Origin of the sequence: Sphingomonas prati, from assembly GCF_014643515.1 — a bacterium.
In the GTDB taxonomy this organism is placed as follows: Bacteria; Pseudomonadota; Alphaproteobacteria; order Sphingomonadales; family Sphingomonadaceae; genus Sphingomonas_R; species Sphingomonas_R prati.
In genome coordinates, this window is record NZ_BMJP01000001.1 from 1640781 (window position 1) to 1657805 (window position 17025).

Here is a 17025-nt window from a genome sequence, read left to right on the forward strand (position 1 = left end):
CCGCCTGCCAGAAAAGCGTCGCACGGGGCCGTTAACCCCGCCGGATGACCCAGCGCCTCATCGATGCCCGCCCGTCCACCATCCCCAATCGGGCGAAGAAAGCCCTCCGCATCCTCTATATCGCCAAGCACGCGCTGTCCGAGGGCCATGCCGACGGCCAGGACGGCACCCACGCCACCTATCATGCGGAAATCCGCCAGGTGCTGTGCGGCCTCGGCCTGAACCTCGTCGTGGCAGACCGTTACGAGGTGCTGTTCGACAAGCCGGACGTCGATTTCGTCTTCCCGCTGCTCAACCGCGGCGGCTTCCTCAATTCCGAAATGATGCTTCCGCTGCTCTGCAACCGGCTGCGCATCCCCTATCTCGGCGGTTCGCCGATCATCCGCGGCCTGTCCGACGACAAGCATCTGACCAAGACGGTCGCGCGCGCGCGGGGCCTCGCCATGGCCGACTGGGCGATCTACCGCCGGCTCGCGCCGATCGATGCGCAGCGTTGCCCGCGCGCCGACCGCTGGGTGATCAAGCCCAACGCCTCCTCCGCCAGCTGGGGCATCCGCTCCGCGCACGACTGGGCCGGCGTGCGCGATGCCGTCGCCACGCTGCATGCCGAGGGCCACGACGCGATCGTCGAACCGTTCATCACCGGCCACGATATCGAGGTCTCGGTCATCACCGTCGGCGGCAAGCCCGTCATCCTGCCCGTCATGATCGTCGAGCAGCAGGATCCGGCCCAGCTGCGCAGCTACGCCGAAAAGCGCGATCTCGCAGGCAAGCCGCAATCCTACGCGATCCAGCCCTATAACGACCACGCCCGGCTGGCCGAGATCCATGCCGCCACCCAGGCGCTGATCCCCGAGTTCCTGCCGTTCGACTATGGCCGGTTCGAGTTCCGGATCGACGCCACGACCGGCGCGATCCAGTTCATGGAGGTCAACCTCAACTGCAACCTCTGGTCGCGCAAGACGATCGCGATGGCCGCGCGCCTCGGCGGCTGGAGCCACGCCGAACTGATCGAGACGATCGTCGCCGAAAGCCTCGAACGCAACGGCCTGATCCCGCCGAAGTCGCTCAAGAAGACCGTCCCCGCATGGCAGATCGCGGCAACCGGCGGCGTCCCCGCCTTCGCCGGCTCCTGATGCGCAGTACCACCGCGATCGTGATGGCCGGCCGGCGCGAGGGCAGCATCGACCCGCTCGCCGCCGCCGCCGGCCTTGCCGACAAGTGCCTCGTGCCCGTCGCCGGTCGCCCGATGATCGAGCATGTCCTGATGGCACTCGCCGACACTCCGTCGATCGCGCGGATCATCGTGTCGATCAACGACCCCGCACTCCTGGATGCGGTGCCCGCGGCCCGCGCGCTGATCGACGAAGGCCGGCTGGTCGCGGTCCGCGCCAAGCACAACCTCGTCGACAGCCTGTTTGCCGCCATCGATGGTCAGGCATTCCCGATCCTGGTTACCACCGCCGACAACGTCCTGCTCACCCCCGCCGCGGTCGAACAGATCGGCACGGCGGGCGATACGGCAGGCGCCAAGTCCGTCGCGGTCGCCTTCACCCGCCGCGCGTCGGTGCTCGCCGCTCACCCCGACGGCCAGCGCCGCTTCTACCGCTTCCGCGACGACAGCTATTCCAACTGCAACGCCTACTGGATCGGCAGCCCCGCGGCGCTCGCGGTGGCGGAAGTGTTCCGCTCCGGCGGCCAGTTCGCCAAGCACCCGGTCCGCATCCTGCGCGCGCTCGGCCTCTACAACCTCATCGCCTTCCGCCTCGGCCTCGGCACCATCGACGGCGCCTTCGCCCGCTTCTCGCGCCGCTTCGGCTTCCCCATCCGCGCCGTCATCCTCGACGACGGCGCCGTCGCCATCGACGTCGACAACCCCCGCACGCTGGCGGTGGCCGAAACGATCTTCGCGAGCCGCAAAGTCAGCCAGCCCGCGCTCGAAACCGCCCATGCTGAGTAGGGGCTGAGCAAAGCCGAAGACCCGTATCGAAGCACGCGCGCAACCTATTCACCCGCACGCCAAAAATTGCCCATCCCGAGCGAAGTCGAGGGACCCCGTCGAGCGAAGCCGAGACGGCCAACCTTTCCACAAACCCCAACGCCAACTCGTACTAAACCTCGAACCCCACCCCCAACACCGTTTGGTTCGAGCCTGTCGAGAACTCCGCGCGACGTTCTCGACAAGCTCGAACCAAACGGAGGAGGAGGGGGCTCAACGAACCCTAAATCCCCGCATACCATTCATAGTCATTACTATCCTCCCAATACCCACCCTTGCCGCCATACACCCCCGCCAGCGAAGCCACTGCCTCGATGCGCATCAGATACTTGGCATGCTTGTACCCCAGCTGCCGCTCCACCCGCAGCCGCAGCGGCGCACCATTCTCGACCGGCAACATCCGCCCGTTCAGCGCCCAGGCCAGGATCGTCTGCGGATGCAGCGCATCGATCATGTCGATCGACTCGTAATACGGGCTCGCCCCGTATAGATCGGCACAATGAAACACGAGGTAACGCGCCGTATTGCGCACCCCCGTCGCATCCAGCACTAGCTTCAGCGGCGTCCCCGTCCAGCGCCCGATCGCGCTCCACCCCTCGACGCAGTCGTGCCGCGTCGTCTGGCTCCGCACCGGCATCGCGCCCAACTGCGCCAGCGACAGCGACAACGGCCGCGCCACCATCCCGTCGACCCGCAACCGCCAGTTCGCGAACTTGTCCGCCATCAGCGCGGCATAGTCCGTCCCCCCCGGCACCCGCGTCCCGTTCGACCGGAACACCGGGCTGATGTCCCCACCGTCGAACTCGCGCGCCAGCGCCGTCCGGTCCGACACAAGCCGTTGCGCCCCCATCGACACCCGCTCGCCCAGCCGCAACGTCTCGCGAAACGCCGGCGACTGGTCCAGCCGATCGCACCCGGGCAGCAGCAACCCCGCCCCCGCCAGCCCCGCGCCCACGACGGCGCGCCGCGTCAATATGCTCATGCCACTTCCTCCGCCTTCGCGTCCGCGCGCTCGGGCGGCAGCCGGAACCATCCCGTCACCATCGATCGAATCTCGTTGTACGGCCCGGCCAGCACGACCATCAGCAGGTGGACGACGATAAACGCCGCCAGCAGCGCCATCGCGATGAAGTGCAGCGACCGCGCCGACTGCCGCCCGCCGAACACGTCCAGCAGCCACGGCCACGCCGCGTCCATCGCCGGCGACATCGCGAGGCCCGTCAGCACGAGTCCCGGCAGCAGCACGAAGATCACCCCGAAATAACTCAGCTTCTGCAGGATGTTGTACTTCAGCGCCGCCTGCCCCGCCGGAAACCGCAGCCGCGCATGGTTGCGGATGTCCGCCAACACATGCCGCGGGGCCAGCTCGTTCCGGGTCGGCGTCAACTGCCGCACATGCCCGCGCACGAAACTCCACAACCAGAACAGCACCCCCGGTACGACCAGCAGCCAGGCAAAGAATAGATGCCACCGCCGCGCCGCCGACAGGCTGTACCCGCTCGGGATCGTCGCCCACCCCGGAAACGCGCGCCGCTGCACCGCGCCCGTGCTGTCCTGCCAATACCCCAGCACGCCCGTCGTCGGCACCTGCACCGCGCCGACCTTCAGATATCCGGAGTCCGCCGTCGACCCGATCTCCAGCCACGCCGGGTCGGTATTGGCGCCATATTGCCCCCAATACAGCCGCCCATGCGCGTTGAAGATCATCAGCCCGCTCATCAGCATGACGATCACGACCACCGCGTTCCACCAGTGCCACACCCGCACCGGCCACGCATGCCGCTTCACCAAAGGTCGCTCGTCCGTCATGCCGTTCTCCTGCCCCGTACTACGCGCGACGGAGCCAAACAGTTACAACTTCCGCCTTCTGCTCCCCCTCCCGTTCAGGGGAGGGGCTGGGGGGTGGGGGCAACAGCACCACAAACGCCCCATCACAGTTGGTCCAACCTGAAACAACCAAACCCCTAGACGCCGCCCCCACCTTCCGCTTACGTTGACGTCAACGAGAGCCCGAGAGGATGCCGCGGATGGACTTCACCCTGAACGATCGGGAAACGCATTGGCGCGACCGCGTCCGCGCCTTCATCGAGAGCGAGATCCGCCCGCGCGACCCCGACTATCACGCGCAACAGGCCGAGGGCGACCGCTGGAAAGTCCTGCCCGTCATCGAGGAGCTGAAGGAAAAGGCCCGCGCCCAGGGCCTCTGGAACCTGTTCATGCCACCCTCTTCCGGCCGCGTGCCGGTCGACGACAGCGTCGCGTTCGACGGCCCCGGCCTCACCAACCTCGAATATGCGCTCTGCGCCGAGGAGATGGGCCATCTCGAATGGGCGTCGGAGGTCTTCAACTGCTCCGCCCCCGACACCGGCAATATGGAGGTGTTCCACCGCTACGGCACCGCGGCGCAGAAGACGCGCTGGATGGTCCCGCTGATGCGCGGCGAGATCCGCTCCGCCTTCCTCATGACCGAACCCGACGTCGCCTCGTCGGACGCCACCAACATCGAAACGCGCATCGACCGCGACGGCGACGACTATGTCCTGAACGGCCGCAAATGGTGGTCGTCAGGCGCGGGCGACCCACGCTGCAAGGTCGCGATCGTCATGGGCAAGTCCGATTTCGGCGCGGCGAAGCATCAGCAGCAGTCGATGGTCCTGATGCCGCTCGATGCGCCCGGGGTCGAGATCCTGCGCCACCTCCCCGTCTTCGGTTACGACGACGCGCCGCACGGCCACATGGAAATCCAGCTCAACGACGTCCGGGTGAATGCCGAGGATGCCATGCTGCTCGGCGGGGGTCGCGGGTTCGAGATCGCGCAGGGCCGCCTCGGGCCCGGTCGCATCCACCACTGCATGCGCACCATCGGCGTGGCGGAGGAAGCGCTCGAAAAGATGACGCGCCGCCTGCTCACCCGCACCGCGTTCGGCAAGACGCTCGCCGAACAGTCCGTCTGGGAACAACGGATCGCCGAGGCGCGGATCGACATCGAACTCTGCCGGCTGCTCTGCCTCAAGGCCGCCGACATGATGGACAAAGTCGGCAACAAGGTCGCGCAGAACGAGATCGCGATGATCAAGGTCGCCGCCCCGCGCATGGCACTGCGCATCATCGACGATGCGATCCAGGCGCACGGCGGCGCGGGCGTCACCAGCGGCTACGGCCTGGCGAAAGCCTATGCCGGCATCCGCACACTCCGCCTCGCCGACGGCCCCGACGAAGTCCACAACCGCGCCATCGCCCGCGCCGAATTCGGCAAATACCGTGTTCGCTGAACATCCTCAGTACCCCCGCCAGCGCGGGGGTACGAAACAGGCCAACGGGGGCGCCGCGTCATGACCGACGTCGACACCACCCGCCTCGCCCCCTGGCTCGAAGCCAACGTCGAAAACTTCCGCGGCCCCTTCACCCTGGAAAAATTCCCCGGCGGCCAATCCAACCCCACCTACCGCATCGCCGCCGCGTCGGGCGACTATGTCCTGCGCCGCAAGCCCTTCGGCCCGCTGCTCCCCTCCGCCCATGCGGTCGATCGCGAACATCGCCTGATCGCCGCCCTCGCGCCCACCGGCTTCCCCGTCGCGAAGCCATACGCGCTCTGCACCGACGACAGCGTCATCGGCGCGACCTTCTACGTCATGAGCCACGTCGCCGGCCGCACCTATTGGGACGGCAGCCTCCCCGACCTCGCCCCCGCGGAACGACGCGCCACCTACGATGCGATGATCGACACGCTCGCCGCACTCCACGCGGTCGATCCGGACGCGGTCGGGCTCGGCGACTACGGCCGCCCCGGCAACTATTTCGAACGTCAGGTCGCGCGCTGGACGAAACAGTACCGCGCCTCCGAAACCGACCGGATCGACAGCGTCGAGCGGCTGATCGACTGGCTCCCGCGCACGCTCCCGCGCCAGGACCGCACCGCGATCGTCCACGGCGACTACCGGATCGACAACCTCATCTACGCGCCCGACGCCCCGCGCGTCGTCGCCGTGCTCGACTGGGAACTGTCCACGCTCGGCGATCCTCTCGCCGACGTCTCCTACCTGCTCATGAACTGGGTCACCGAACCAGAAGGGCGCTCGGGCCTCCACGGGCTAGACCTCCCCGCCCTCGGCATCCCGACGCTGGATGAAGCCGTCGCACGCTACTGCGCCGCCACCGGCCGCGACGGCCTGCCCGACCTCGACTGGTATTTCGCCTACAACCTCTTCCGCCTGACCGGCATCGTCCAGGGCATCAAGAAACGCGTCGCCGACGGCACCGCCTCCAGCGCGCTAGCCGCCGAAACCGCCGCCCGCGTCGTGCCTCTCGCCGACGCCGCCTGGTCCTTCGCGCAAAAGGCCGGCGCATGACCCGAGACCACAACCCCCATCCGGAGCACCGCATGTCCCTCTTCGACCTGACCGACAAGGTCGCCATCGTCACCGGCTCCTCGCGCGGCATCGGCAAGGCGATCGCCACCGCGCTTGCCGAACAGGGCGCAAAGGTCGTCATCTCCAGCCGCAATAAGGACATCTGCGACACCGTCGCGGCCGAACTGAACGCTGCGCACGGCGACGGCACCGCCATCGCGATCGCCGCCTCGCTGTCGTCGAAGGACGCGCTGCGCAACCTCGTCACCGAAACCGAGCGGCAGTTCGGGCGGATCGACGTGCTGGTCTGCAACGCCGCGTCCAACCCCTATTACGGCCCGATGGCAGGGATCGAGGACGACCAGTTCCGCAAGATCTTCGAAAACAACGTGCTCGCCAACCACTGGCTGATCGCGACGGCCGCCCCCGGCATGGTCGCGCGCAAGGAAGGCTCGATCATCATCGTCTCGTCGATCGGCGGGCTCACCTCCTCCACCGTCATCGGCGCCTACAACGTGTCGAAGGCCGCCGACTTCCAGCTCGCGCGCAACCTGGCCGCCGAATATGGCCCGGCCGGCGTGCGGGTGAACTGCATTGCCCCCGGCCTCGTCCGCACAGATTTCGCCCGCGCGCTGTGGGAAAATCCGGACACGTTAAAGGCCGTCACGCGCTCCACGCCCATGCGGCGCATCGGCGAACCGCACGAGATCGCCGGGGCCGCGGTCTTCCTCGCCAGCCCCGCCTCCACCTTCATGACCGGCCAGACGATCGTCGTCGACGGCGGCTCCACCATCGGCGTCGGCCTGTGACCGGCGGCCGCCTGGCGGGCAAGGTCGCGATCGTCACCGGTGCCGCCAGCGGCATCGGCCGCGCCACCGCCCACCTGTTCGCGACCGAGGGCGCGCACGTCGTCATCTCCGACGTGTCGGACACGGTCCACGACACCGCCCGCGCCATCGGCGACACCGCGCACGCCATCGTCGGCGACGCCGGCCGCGCGGAAGACGTCGCCGCCCTCGTTCAGGCCGCGGAGGACCGCTTCGGCGGGCTCGACATCATGTTCGCCAACGCCGGCATCTCAGGCGGCCTCGCCGGCCTGTTCGACCAAAGCGCGGAGGATTTCGCCGAGATCCTGCGGATCAACCTGATCGGCCCATTCCTCGCCATCCAGCACGCGGCCCCCGCCATCGCCAAACGCGGCTGCGGATCGATCCTCTGCACCGCATCGGTTGCCGGGCTCCGGTCGGGTGCCGGCGGCGTCGCCTATTCCGCATCCAAGGCCGGCGTCATCAACCTGGTCCAGACCGCCGCACAGCAGCTCGTCGGCAGCAAGGTCCGCGTCAACGCCATCTGCCCCGGCCTGATCCAGACCGGCATGACGCAGATGATCTACGACTGGGCCACCGCCGCCGGCAAGGCCGACCGCATCGGCCGCCTCAACCCCTTACGCCGCGGCGGCGAACCCGACGAACTCGCGCAAGCCGCGCTCTTCCTCGCGTCGGACGCCTCCTCCTACGTCAACGGCCACGCCCTCGTCGTCGACGGCGGCCTCGCCAGCAGCCACCCCTTCACCCAACAGAATTACGGCCAGGTCGCGATCTGAGGCCGGTCACGCGGCGAACAGAAAAGCCCCCTCCCCTTCAGGGGGGGGTTGGGGTGGGGGCAACAGCACCACAAGCGCCACAACAGCGAAATCACCAGCGCTTGCACTAACCGTCAGCGCAAAATGCCAACTCTCGGCGTGAAATCGAACCATTGCGCCTGCTGCTCATCAGAATTCCCCGACAAACCCGCGAAAACCTAACTTGGCACGCCCATTGCAAACACCCTGACATCGCCAGCCACCCGGCCAGCGACCAACACCAAAGTCAGGGAAACCCAAGCCATGTCCGCCACCACCATCGCCCGCAAGATTGCCACCGCCGCCATCGCAGCAGCCCTCTCCGCCACCTGCGTCATCGCCGCCGTCGGCCCGGTCGGCACCACCGCCGCCCCGACGCGCCACAGCGTCATTGTCGCCTGACCCGCACGCCAGACCGGACGATCCAGATGATCCGCACCCTCTCCGCCGCAGCCGCACTGCTGCTCTCCGCCACCTGCGTCCTGGCGGCCGTCGCGCCCGCCCCCGGCACCGCCACAACCCGCACCGCCTGACCCCGAAAGGACCCGCCATGAAGACCTTCGCCCTCGACAAGTCCCACGCCCGCATCATGGGCGTCTGCGCCGGCATCGCCGACAGCACGGGCCTCGACCCGCTCCTTGTCCGGATCGCAGCCGTCTTGCTGACGCTCGCCTGGGCCGGAAGCTGGGGCGTCGCCGCCTACCTGATCGCCGGCTTCTGCGCCCCCGTGCGGCCCAACTGACCGGCGAGCCAGCGCGCCGCCACCTCCGGCGTCGCCTTGTCGGCATCGCGATCGACCATGTAGTTCGCCTGCCGCATCGCCGCCACCGGCACCCGCCCGACCAGCGGCTGCAACGCCGCCCGCACCCGCGCATCGCCCGCCCGCGCCCCACCGACCAGCAGCAGCGCGTCGTAGGACGGCACCGCCCGCTTCGGATCGGCCAGTACCACCAGCCCGTCCGCCGCGATCCGCCCATCGGAGGAAAAGGCAGAGATCACATCCGCCTGCCCGCCGGACAGCGCGCGGTACATGAAGGTCGGGCTGTACGCGCGCTGATCCGCGAACCGCAGCCCGTACGCATCGCGGATCGTCCGCCATTCCGGCCGATCAAGAAACTCCAGGTCCGCCGCCAGCCGCAACCCCGGCGCCACCCTGGCCAGATCAGCGATCGACGCCACGCCGGCCCGCGGCTTCATCGCCAGCGCATAGGCATTCTCGAACCCCAGCGGCCCGATCACCCGCGCCCGCCCCGGCCGCGCCTGCAGCCAGCCGTCGATCCCCGCCGCCATCGCGGGCGCCGCCGGCGTGTCGGTCCGCTGCATCGCATTGGTCCAGATCGTGCCCGCATAATCGACATAGACGTCGACATCGCCGCCCTCCAGCGCGCGCAACGCCAACGCGGAGCCCAGCCCCTCGCGGTACCGCACGTCGAACCCGGCCTGCTGCAGCCGATCGCCGATCAGCCGCGCCAGAATATACTGCTCCGAAAAATTCTTCGCCCCGATCACGATCGCGGGCTTCGCCGGCCACCAGGTATAGGCCGCCGCACCGCCCACCACCGCCAGCAACAGCAAGGCCGGCCCCGCCATCAGCCAGCGCCGCCCGGTCGCCACCCCGCGCTCGACCAGCGCCAGCAACCCGTCCACCGCCAGCGCCAGCGCCGCGCTCGCCACGCACCCCGCCAGCACCAGCGCGGTCGTCTCGGTCTGCAAGCCCGCAAAGATCAGATTGCCGAGCGAGGGATAACCCACCGTCGTCGACAGCGTCGCCGCCCCGATCGTCCACACCGCCGCGGTCCGGATCCCCGCCATCGCCACCGGGGCCGCCAGCGGCGCCTCGACCAGCCGCAACCGCTGCGCCGGCGTCATGCCGATCCCGTCCGCCGCCTCGATCACCGCCGGGTCGATCCCGCCCAGCCCTGTGATCACGTTCCGCAGGATCGGCAGCAGCGCATACAGCGTCAGTGCGAGCAGCGACGGCAGGAACCCCAGCGCCGGAATCCCGCCCCCGACCAGCGCCGACAACCCGACCAGCACCGGATAGAACAACGCCAGCAACGCCAGCCCCGGCACCGTCTGCACCAGCGATGCGAACCCCAGCGCCGCCTGCCGCAACACCGGCCGCCGCGCCGCGAACACCCCGAGCGGCAGGCTGATCGCCAGCGCCAACACCAGCGCCGCTGCGGCCAACAGGATATGCGACGCCGCCAGCCCCGGCACCTGCCCGAACGCCGCGATCATGCCGCGCCCCCATCGGCCAGCGCCTGCATCCGCGCCGCCTGCCCGCGCGGCACCGCCACCAGCGCAGCGGCAGGCCCATCCTCGGCACGCAGCATCTCCGCCGGCGTCGCATCCGCCACGATCCGCCCCGCCACCATCACCAGCACACGGTCGGCCAGCAGCAAAGCCTCGCCCATGTCGTGCGTCACCATGATCGTCGTCAGCCCGCGCGCGACGTGCAGGTCGCGCACCGTCTGCCCGATCCGCTCTCGCGTCACCGGATCGAGCGCTCCGAACGGTTCGTCCATCAGTAAAATCTTCGCATCCCCGGCGAGCGCCCGCGCGATCCCGACCCGCTGCTGCTGCCCCCCCGACAGCGCGCGCGGCGACCGCCCGGCCACGTCCGGCTCCAACCCGACCTGCGTCAGAAGCGCCCCGACATCCGGCACCCCCTCCCCCAGCCTCGCCCGGATCGCGATATTGTCCGCCACCGACAGATGCGGGAACAACCCAACATTCTGGAACACATACCCGATCGACCGCCGCAGCGCCGGCGCATCCCCGCCCGCGACCGCCGCCCCCGCGACCCGTACAGCGCCCGCGTCCGGCTCCACCAGCCGGTTCACCATCTTCAGCAACGTCGACTTGCCCGACCCCGAGGTTCCGACCAGCGCCACGAAACTGCCCTCGGCAATGTCGAGCGTCACCGCATCGACGACGGTCGCGTCGCCGTAGCGCTTGGTCACCCCTTCAAACGCGATCGCCGTCGTCGTCGTCACATCCATCCCCTGCCTAAAGGCACATCACCCCACCACCGCATCGATCGCCTGCGCCATCGCGACATCGCGGACCGATAGTCCGCCGGCATCATGCGTGGTCAGCGTCACGTCCACCCGGTTCCACACGTTGGACCATTCAGGATGATGATCCGCCTTCTCCGCCAGCAACGCGACGCGCGTCATGAAACCGAAGGCCTCGCTGAAATCCGCGAACACGAACCGCCGCGTGATCGCGTCGCGCCCGTCGTCATGGTCCCAGTCGGGCAGGCCGTCGAGCGCGTCGATCCGCTCGGCTTCGGACAAAGGTTCGATCATGCGGCAAGGCTCCCCGGCTGGTATCGTCGTCACCGCGACGATAGGGTCGCGGCCATGGATAAATCAATCACCGGCCTCGCCCCGACCGCCGACGACATCGAGGCGATCGCCCGCCGCGCGCTGGCCGCGCTGCCGGAGGCGTTCCGCGCGCACCTCGGCGACATCGCGCTGCGTGTCGAGGAATTCGCCGACGAGGAGGTGCTCGACGCGCTCGAGATCGAAGATCCGTTCGACCTGACCGGACTCTACACCGGCCGCCCCGTCGGCGAAAAATCGGTCACCGACACCGCGGCGCTCCCCGACATGATCCACCTCTTCCGCCGCCCGCTGCTCGACGAATGGTGCGAGACCGGCGTCACCCTCGAAGCGCTCGTCACCCATGTGCTGGTCCACGAGGTCGGCCATCATTTCGGCCTGTCAGATGCCGACATGCACGCGCTGGAAGCCGCCGCCGGATGACGACGTCTTTGCGGCTCCACGGCATCGCCGCCTGGCGCGGCGACCGGCTGCTGTTCGAAGGGATCGACCTCACCCTCGCCCCCGGCGACGCGCTGCTCGTCACCGGCCTGAACGGTGCGGGCAAGTCCACGCTGCTGAGCATCATCGCCGGCCTGCTGACCCCACTCTCCGGCACCGTCACCCACACCGGAGGCCTCGCCCTCGCCACCACCGACGGCGACGCGCTCGACCCGCGCCTGCCCCTGTCGCGCGCCCTCGACTTCTGGGCGAAGCTCGACGGCACCCGCGACCAAGTCGCCCCCGCAATGGCAGCGATGGCGATCCCCCACCTCGCCACCGTCCCGGTCCGCATGCTCTCCACCGGCCAACGCAAACGCGCCGTCCTCGCCCGCACGCTAGCCAGCGGCGCCGGCATCTGGTTGCTGGACGAACCCGCCAACGGTCTCGACACGAACGGCCTGACCGCCCTAGCCGAAGCGATGGCACTGCATAGAGCAAAAGGCGGCATCATAATCGCAGCCTCCCACCAACCCCTCGGCCTGCAAGACGCTCAACGGTTAATGCTGCAAGAAAGCCCTCTCCCCTTCGGGGAGAGGGTTGGGTGGGGGGCGTCACTGGACGCAACGACCCGACCGTTCCACCCAGAAACACCCCCCACCCCAACCCTCCCCCCGGTGGGGGGAGGGAGCTTGGCCGCACCCCAACATCGCGAGCGGATCTCAACCAGAGGAAGCAAATCCCCCCTACTCCTCCGCGACATTACCCAACACTACACAGGCGGTGCAGCCCTCCTCCCCATCCTCTTCTTCCTCCTCGTCGCCACCCTCTTCCCCTTCGCCATCGGTCCGGACGGCACGCTGCTCGCCCGCACCGGCGGCGGCGCGCTCTGGATGGCGGGGCTGCTCGCGGCCCTGCTCCCCGTCGATCGCCTGATCGAACCCGACCGCGCCGCAGGCGTGCTCGATCAATATGCCGTCCGCGGGATCAGCGCCGAACTTGCCGTTGCGTCGAAGCTGCTCGCCCACTGGCTTGGCTTCGCGCCGCCGCTGATGATCGCGGTCCTGCCCGCCGCCGCGCTCCTCAAACTGGACGCCATCAGCGTCACCCGGATCGAGGCTGGCCTCCTGCTCGGCACCCCCGGCCTTGCCGCACTCGGCCTGCTGACCGCAGCCCTCACCGCGGGCCTGCGCGGCGCAAGCGCACTCGCCGGCCTCGTCATGCTCCCGCTCGCGATCCCACTGCTGATCTTCGGCGCCGGCGCGCTCGGCGACACCGGAGGCGGCGCACTCAAGCTCCTCGCCGCGACCAGCCTGCTCCTGATCGCAATCACCCCCTTCGCCGGCGGTGCCGCGCTTAGGGCGGGGAAGGACTGACGGGCCCGCAAAAAAGCGCACCGCGGAGCGATCCCCAGACCCCAACGCCAACCCCGTTTGGTTCGAGCCTGTCGAGAACCCTGCGCAAAGTTCTCGACAGGCTCGAACCAAACGGGGTCAGGGGGCGCGAGCGAAGTCAGAAGGCCTCAGACCAACCTCAATCCTTCACCCACCGCGCAAAAATGGCCGTCGGCAGCAACAACCCGCGCGCTTCCTCACGCACTGCCATCTCACCGCACTCCACACGCCCGCCCAGATCCGCCGTCGCCTGCCGCAGCAGCTCTGCGATCGCCAGCGCCGACATCCGGATCGCGTAGACCGTCAGCACCAGGAACTTAGAATCTGCATCGAGCAGATTGCGGCAATGCATGATCAGCCCCGGCAGATGCTCCTCCAGCCGCCAGACCTCGCCATCCGGTCCACGCCCGAACTTCGGCGGGTCGAGCAGGATGCCGTCATACCGCTTGCCCCGCCGCACCTCGCGCGCGGCGAACTTCACCGCATCGTCCACCATCCAGCGGATCGGCCGATCGCCCAGGTCGGACAGGAACGCGTTCGCCTTCCCCGCCTCGACCGACTTCTTCGATGCATCGACATGCGTCACCGACACGCCCTTCGACGCCAACGCCAGCGATCCGATCCCGGTATAGCCGAACAGGTTCAGCACCTCGGACCGCTCGCCCACCCGTTCGCGCATCCACGACCACACCGGCGCCATGTCCGGGAAGAACCCGAGATGGCGGAACGGCGTGTTCTGAGCGGTGAAGCGCAGATCGTCCCAGCGGATGTGCCAGCCCCCGCGCGGCACATCGCGCGACAGGTGCCAGCGCCCGCCGCCATCCTCGTCCGATGCACCGATGAAGTCGCCGTCCGCCTCCCACGCGGTCGTCGCGGGCGCCCACATCGCCTGCGGTTCGGGCCGGATGAACCGGAACCGGCCATAACGCTCCAGCTTCCGGCCATGCCCCGAATCGACCAGCGCATAGTCGTCCCACGGCTCCGCGATGATGGTCGTCAGATCGCTCATGCCGCTGCCTTCCCCGAACCGGTCAACGTACCGCCCACCGTCGCCAGCGCCTCGGCACCGCCAATCGCCTTTGCACCCGCCGCGCGTGCGTGGGCCACCGTCACCGCATCGATCGCCGCGACCGTCTCGGCCACCGGCACGATCCGGCCATGCACCTGCAGGTCGCGCGCCAGCCGGTCACACCGCGCCGCGACCGACTCCAGCCCCATCAGCCAGCCGGCCTTCGCCTGCGCCTTCGCCCGCGCCAGTTCCGCCTCGCTCAGATCATCCGCAGTCTGCGCCAGCACGACGCGCGCCAAGGCCAGCGCCTCCGCCGCGCGCGGGCGCTCCGCCGCGCAATATAGCCCGAACAACCCCGTCTCGGCATAGGTCTGCGTCCAGCTATAGATGCTGTACGCCAGCCCCCGCTCCTCGCGCAGCTGCTGGAACAACCGCGACGACATGCCCCCGCCCGCCGCAGACGAGAACAGCGACAGCGCGTGCACGTCCGGGTCCTCATGCCCGACCCCGGCCCACGCCGCCGCAAGATGGATCTGGTCGAACTTGCGCCGGTCGTGATGCGTGCCCCCACCGAACGTCGCGCCCACCGCCGCCGGCGCGGTTCCCGCCGCCATGTCGCCGAACCGCGCCTCGGCCAGCGCCAGCAGCGCGTCCTCGTCCACCTTGCCCGCCGCCGCCAGCACCAGACTGCCCGGCCGGTACTGCACCTCAGTCCAGCGGCGCAGGTCGCTCGCGGTCAGCGTCGCCAGCGTGCGCTCGTCGCCCAGCACCGGCACGCCGATCGCCTGCCCCGGATAGCAGGCCGATTGCAGGTGATCGAACACGATGTCATCGGGCGTATCGTTCGCCTCGCCCAGTTCGGACAGCACGACCTTTTTCTCGCGCTCCAGCTCGTCCGGGTCGAACCGCGGCGCACGCACCAGATCCGCGATCATGTCGACGCCCAGCGCCAGATCACCGCTCAACAGCCGCGCGTGATAGACGGTGTGGTCACGCGCGGTCCACGCGTTCAGACTCCCGCCGACATCCTCGATATCCTCGGCGATCGCGCGCGCATCGCGCCCGCCCGCACCCTTGAACACCATATGCTCGACCAGATGGGCCAGCCCGCCCTGCCCCGCCGCCTCGGACCGCGACCCGACATCGGCATAGACGCCCACCGCCAGCGTCTCGACCCCGTCCATCGGCTCGACCGCGATGGTGAGGCCATTGGCCAGCCGGTGCACCCGCGCCGTCGTCATGCGCGCGGCCTCGCATGCGCCGCGACATGCCCCTCGACCGCCGCCAGCGTCGCGGGCAGCGAAACGGAGCGCTCCGGCATGTCGAACAGCCCGGCGATCCGCGCAGGCAGCTCGGGTCGCCGCCCGATCGCCTGCTCCACCGCATCGCCGAACTTGGCGGGATGCGCGGTTGCCAGCGTCACCACCGGCACGTCGGCCGGCAACCCGATGGCGCGCGCCGCGGCCAGCCCGATCGCGGTATGCGGATCGATCACCTGCCCCATCCGCGTCGCCGCATGCTGCATCGCGTCGGTCATCGCGGCGGCATCGACCCGCGCGCTGACGAAGATATTGCCCGCCTCGGCCTGCATCGCCGGGGTCAGCGCCATCCGCTTGTCACGGTCGAACCCGCCCATCGCCGCGCACAGCGCCCCCGCATCGCGCCCGTGCAGGTCGAACAGCAGCCGCTCGAAATTGGAACTCACCTGAATATCCATCGACGGTGCGGCCGTCGCGGTCACCGTGCCCGCGGAATAGTCCCCGGCCGACAGCGCGCGGTGCAGGATGTCGTTGACGTTGGTCGCGACGATCAGCTTGGCGATCGGCAACCCCATCCGCGCGGCGCAATATCCCGCGAACACGTCGCCGAAATTGCCCGTCGGCACCGAAAACGCCACCGGCCGCTCCGGGCCGCCCAGCCGCACCGCGGCGTAGAAATAATAGACGATCTGCGCCATCAGCCGCGCCCAGTTGATCGAATTGACCGCGGACAGCTCGAACCGCTCTGCAAACGGTCGATCGGCGAACATCGCCTTCACCAGCGCCTGCGCATCGTCGAAACTGCCGTCGATCGCGATGTTGTGGACATTGTCCGCCAGCACCGTCGTCATCTGCCGGCGCTGCACCTTCGACACGCGCCCTTCCGGGTGCAGCATGAAGATATCGACCTTCGCGCGCCCCGCCAGCGCATCGATCGCGGCGGACCCGGTGTCGCCCGACGTCGCGCCGATCACCGTCAGGTGGCTGTCCCGCCCCAACAGGAACCGCTCGAACAGCAGCCCCAGCAGCTGCAACGCCACGTCCTTGAACGCCAGCGTCGGCCCGTGGAACAGCTCGAGCAGCCAATGCTGCGCATCGAGCTGCACCAGCGGCGTCACCGCATCATGCTCGAACCGGCCATAGGCCGCGACGCACAGCGCGTGCAGGTCCTCGCGCGACAACGCGTCGCCCACGAACGGCGCCATCACGATCGCCGCAGTCTCGGCATAGGATTTACCGCGCAACGCCGCGATCTGGTCGTGATCGAACGTCGGCCACGTCTCCGGCACGTACAACCCGCCATCGGCGGCAAGCCCCGCCAGGGTCACGGCCTCGAAGCCAAGGATGGGCGCGGTCCCGCGCGTGCTGACATATTGCATGACCGCGCGGCTTAGCCCCGCGCGTGGCAGGGGGCAACCATAGCGGGGACAAGCGTTAAACCGCGGTCCCAAACAAAAAGCCCATTCCGTTCGACGGATGGGTTCGACATTTTGCTGACCTCATCGACCGAGTGACGCCGAACCCGGACAATTTCCAATAAACCGTCCATCCGGAGCGCAGTCGAGGGACCCGTCGAGCGCAGCCGAGACGGCGACGGCATCCCGGGATCGAACCCCCTCAGTCA

Annotated in this window: 18 protein-coding genes and 1 pseudogene; 11 read left to right on the plus strand and 8 right to left on the minus strand. The window is 68.8% G+C overall.

Features of this window, described 5'->3' with window-relative positions; genetic code table 11:
* Positions 1-44 precede the first annotated feature (44 nt).
* Both IEX50_RS07515 and IEX50_RS07520 read left to right on the plus strand, forming a co-directional pair.
* Positions 45-1136, plus strand: coding sequence for a D-alanine--D-alanine ligase family protein (locus IEX50_RS07515; RefSeq protein WP_157174942.1), 1092 nt, complete (start codon positions 45-47; stop codon positions 1134-1136).
* A complete protein-coding gene (locus IEX50_RS07520; RefSeq protein WP_229673732.1) occupies positions 1136-1960 on the plus strand; it encodes an NTP transferase domain-containing protein in 825 nt (274 codons plus the stop codon). The genes IEX50_RS07515 and IEX50_RS07520 overlap by 1 nt, the downstream gene beginning before the upstream one ends.
* 262 nt (positions 1961-2222) lie before the next feature.
* Here IEX50_RS07520 and IEX50_RS07525 read toward each other — a convergent pair whose 3' ends face one another.
* Positions 2223-2981 carry a molybdopterin-dependent oxidoreductase gene (locus IEX50_RS07525; RefSeq protein ID WP_157174941.1) on the minus strand — a complete coding sequence of 253 codons (759 nt, stop codon included), beginning with the start codon at positions 2979-2981 and terminating at the stop codon, positions 2223-2225.
* Positions 2978-3808: a cytochrome b/b6 domain-containing protein gene (locus IEX50_RS07530; RefSeq protein ID WP_157174940.1), complete on the minus strand. Its 831-nt coding sequence runs from the start codon at positions 3806-3808 to the stop codon at positions 2978-2980. The genes IEX50_RS07525 and IEX50_RS07530 overlap by 4 nt, the downstream gene beginning before the upstream one ends.
* Before the next feature lie 218 nt (positions 3809-4026).
* Here IEX50_RS07530 and IEX50_RS07535 point away from each other — a divergent pair, with 218 nt between their 5' ends.
* The 6 genes from IEX50_RS07535 to IEX50_RS07560 all read left to right on the plus strand — a co-directional run bounded on the left by IEX50_RS07535 (position 4027) and on the right by IEX50_RS07560 (position 8711).
* Complete coding sequence (locus IEX50_RS07535; RefSeq protein WP_157174939.1) at positions 4027-5271, plus strand: acyl-CoA dehydrogenase family protein; 1245 nt, start codon at positions 4027-4029, stop codon at positions 5269-5271.
* 60 nt (positions 5272-5331) lie between these two features.
* Positions 5332-6348, plus strand: coding sequence for a phosphotransferase family protein (locus tag IEX50_RS07540; protein WP_157174938.1), 1017 nt, complete (start codon positions 5332-5334; stop codon positions 6346-6348).
* A gap of 32 nt (positions 6349-6380) precedes the next feature.
* Positions 6381-7157 (plus strand): SDR family NAD(P)-dependent oxidoreductase, encoded by a 777-nt coding sequence (locus IEX50_RS07545; protein WP_157174937.1) that lies wholly within the window; start codon positions 6381-6383, stop codon positions 7155-7157.
* A complete protein-coding gene (locus IEX50_RS07550; protein WP_157174936.1) occupies positions 7154-7951 on the plus strand; it encodes an SDR family NAD(P)-dependent oxidoreductase in 798 nt (265 codons plus the stop codon). The genes IEX50_RS07545 and IEX50_RS07550 overlap by 4 nt, the downstream gene beginning before the upstream one ends.
* 282 nt (positions 7952-8233) lie before the next feature.
* Positions 8234-8371: a hypothetical protein gene (locus IEX50_RS07555; protein ID WP_157174935.1), complete on the plus strand. Its 138-nt coding sequence runs from the start codon at positions 8234-8236 to the stop codon at positions 8369-8371.
* Between the two features lie 148 nt (positions 8372-8519).
* Entirely contained in the window at positions 8520-8711 is a 192-nt protein-coding gene (locus IEX50_RS07560) for a PspC domain-containing protein (protein ID WP_157174934.1), read from the plus strand.
* Here the strand turns inward: IEX50_RS07560 and IEX50_RS07565 are convergent.
* From IEX50_RS07565 to IEX50_RS07575, 3 genes are read right to left on the minus strand one after another with little or no spacing between them, the layout of a single operon-like run.
* Complete coding sequence (locus IEX50_RS07565; protein WP_157174933.1) at positions 8669-10210, minus strand: ABC transporter permease/substrate-binding protein; 1542 nt, start codon at positions 10208-10210, stop codon at positions 8669-8671. The genes IEX50_RS07560 and IEX50_RS07565 overlap by 43 nt on opposite strands.
* Complete coding sequence (locus tag IEX50_RS07570; protein WP_157174932.1) at positions 10207-10974, minus strand: ATP-binding cassette domain-containing protein; 768 nt, start codon at positions 10972-10974, stop codon at positions 10207-10209. Before IEX50_RS07570 ends, IEX50_RS07565 begins: the two co-directional genes overlap by 4 nt.
* Before the next feature lie 18 nt (positions 10975-10992).
* On the minus strand, positions 10993-11283 hold the full coding sequence (locus IEX50_RS07575; protein ID WP_157174931.1) for a 4a-hydroxytetrahydrobiopterin dehydratase: 291 nt from the start codon (positions 11281-11283) through the stop codon (positions 10993-10995).
* 54 nt (positions 11284-11337) lie between these two features.
* Here IEX50_RS07575 and IEX50_RS07580 point away from each other — a divergent pair, with 54 nt between their 5' ends.
* The 3 genes and pseudogenes from IEX50_RS07580 (at position 11338) to IEX50_RS07590 (ending at position 13115) form a co-directional block, all read left to right on the plus strand.
* Complete coding sequence (locus tag IEX50_RS07580) at positions 11338-11742, plus strand: metallopeptidase family protein (RefSeq protein ID WP_157174930.1); 405 nt, start codon at positions 11338-11340, stop codon at positions 11740-11742.
* A pseudogene (ccmA, locus tag IEX50_RS07585) lies at positions 11739-12308 on the plus strand (heme ABC exporter ATP-binding protein CcmA); the annotation flags it as partial. The gene IEX50_RS07580 and the pseudogene ccmA, both read left to right, overlap by 4 nt.
* Positions 12309-12458: 150 nt before the next feature.
* Positions 12459-13115, plus strand: a complete 657-nt coding sequence (locus tag IEX50_RS07590; RefSeq protein WP_506344879.1) for a heme exporter protein CcmB — start codon at positions 12459-12461, stop codon at positions 13113-13115.
* A 157-nt stretch (positions 13116-13272) separates the two neighbouring features.
* Here IEX50_RS07590 and IEX50_RS07595 read toward each other — a convergent pair whose 3' ends face one another.
* Genes IEX50_RS07595 through thrC form a run of 3 tightly spaced genes read right to left on the minus strand, consistent with a single transcriptional unit; the run spans position 13273 to position 16780 of the window.
* Positions 13273-14142 carry a class I SAM-dependent methyltransferase gene (locus tag IEX50_RS07595; RefSeq protein ID WP_157174929.1) on the minus strand — a complete coding sequence of 290 codons (870 nt, stop codon included), beginning with the start codon at positions 14140-14142 and terminating at the stop codon, positions 13273-13275.
* Positions 14139-15383 carry a M16 family metallopeptidase gene (locus tag IEX50_RS07600; protein WP_157174928.1) on the minus strand — a complete coding sequence of 415 codons (1245 nt, stop codon included), beginning with the start codon at positions 15381-15383 and terminating at the stop codon, positions 14139-14141. Before IEX50_RS07600 ends, IEX50_RS07595 begins: the two co-directional genes overlap by 4 nt.
* The gene (gene thrC / locus IEX50_RS07605; protein WP_157174927.1) at positions 15380-16780 is read right to left on the minus strand and encodes a threonine synthase; all 1401 of its coding nucleotides are present in this window, start codon (positions 16778-16780) and stop codon (positions 15380-15382) included. The genes IEX50_RS07600 and thrC overlap by 4 nt, the downstream gene beginning before the upstream one ends.
* Positions 16781-17025 lie beyond the last annotated feature (245 nt).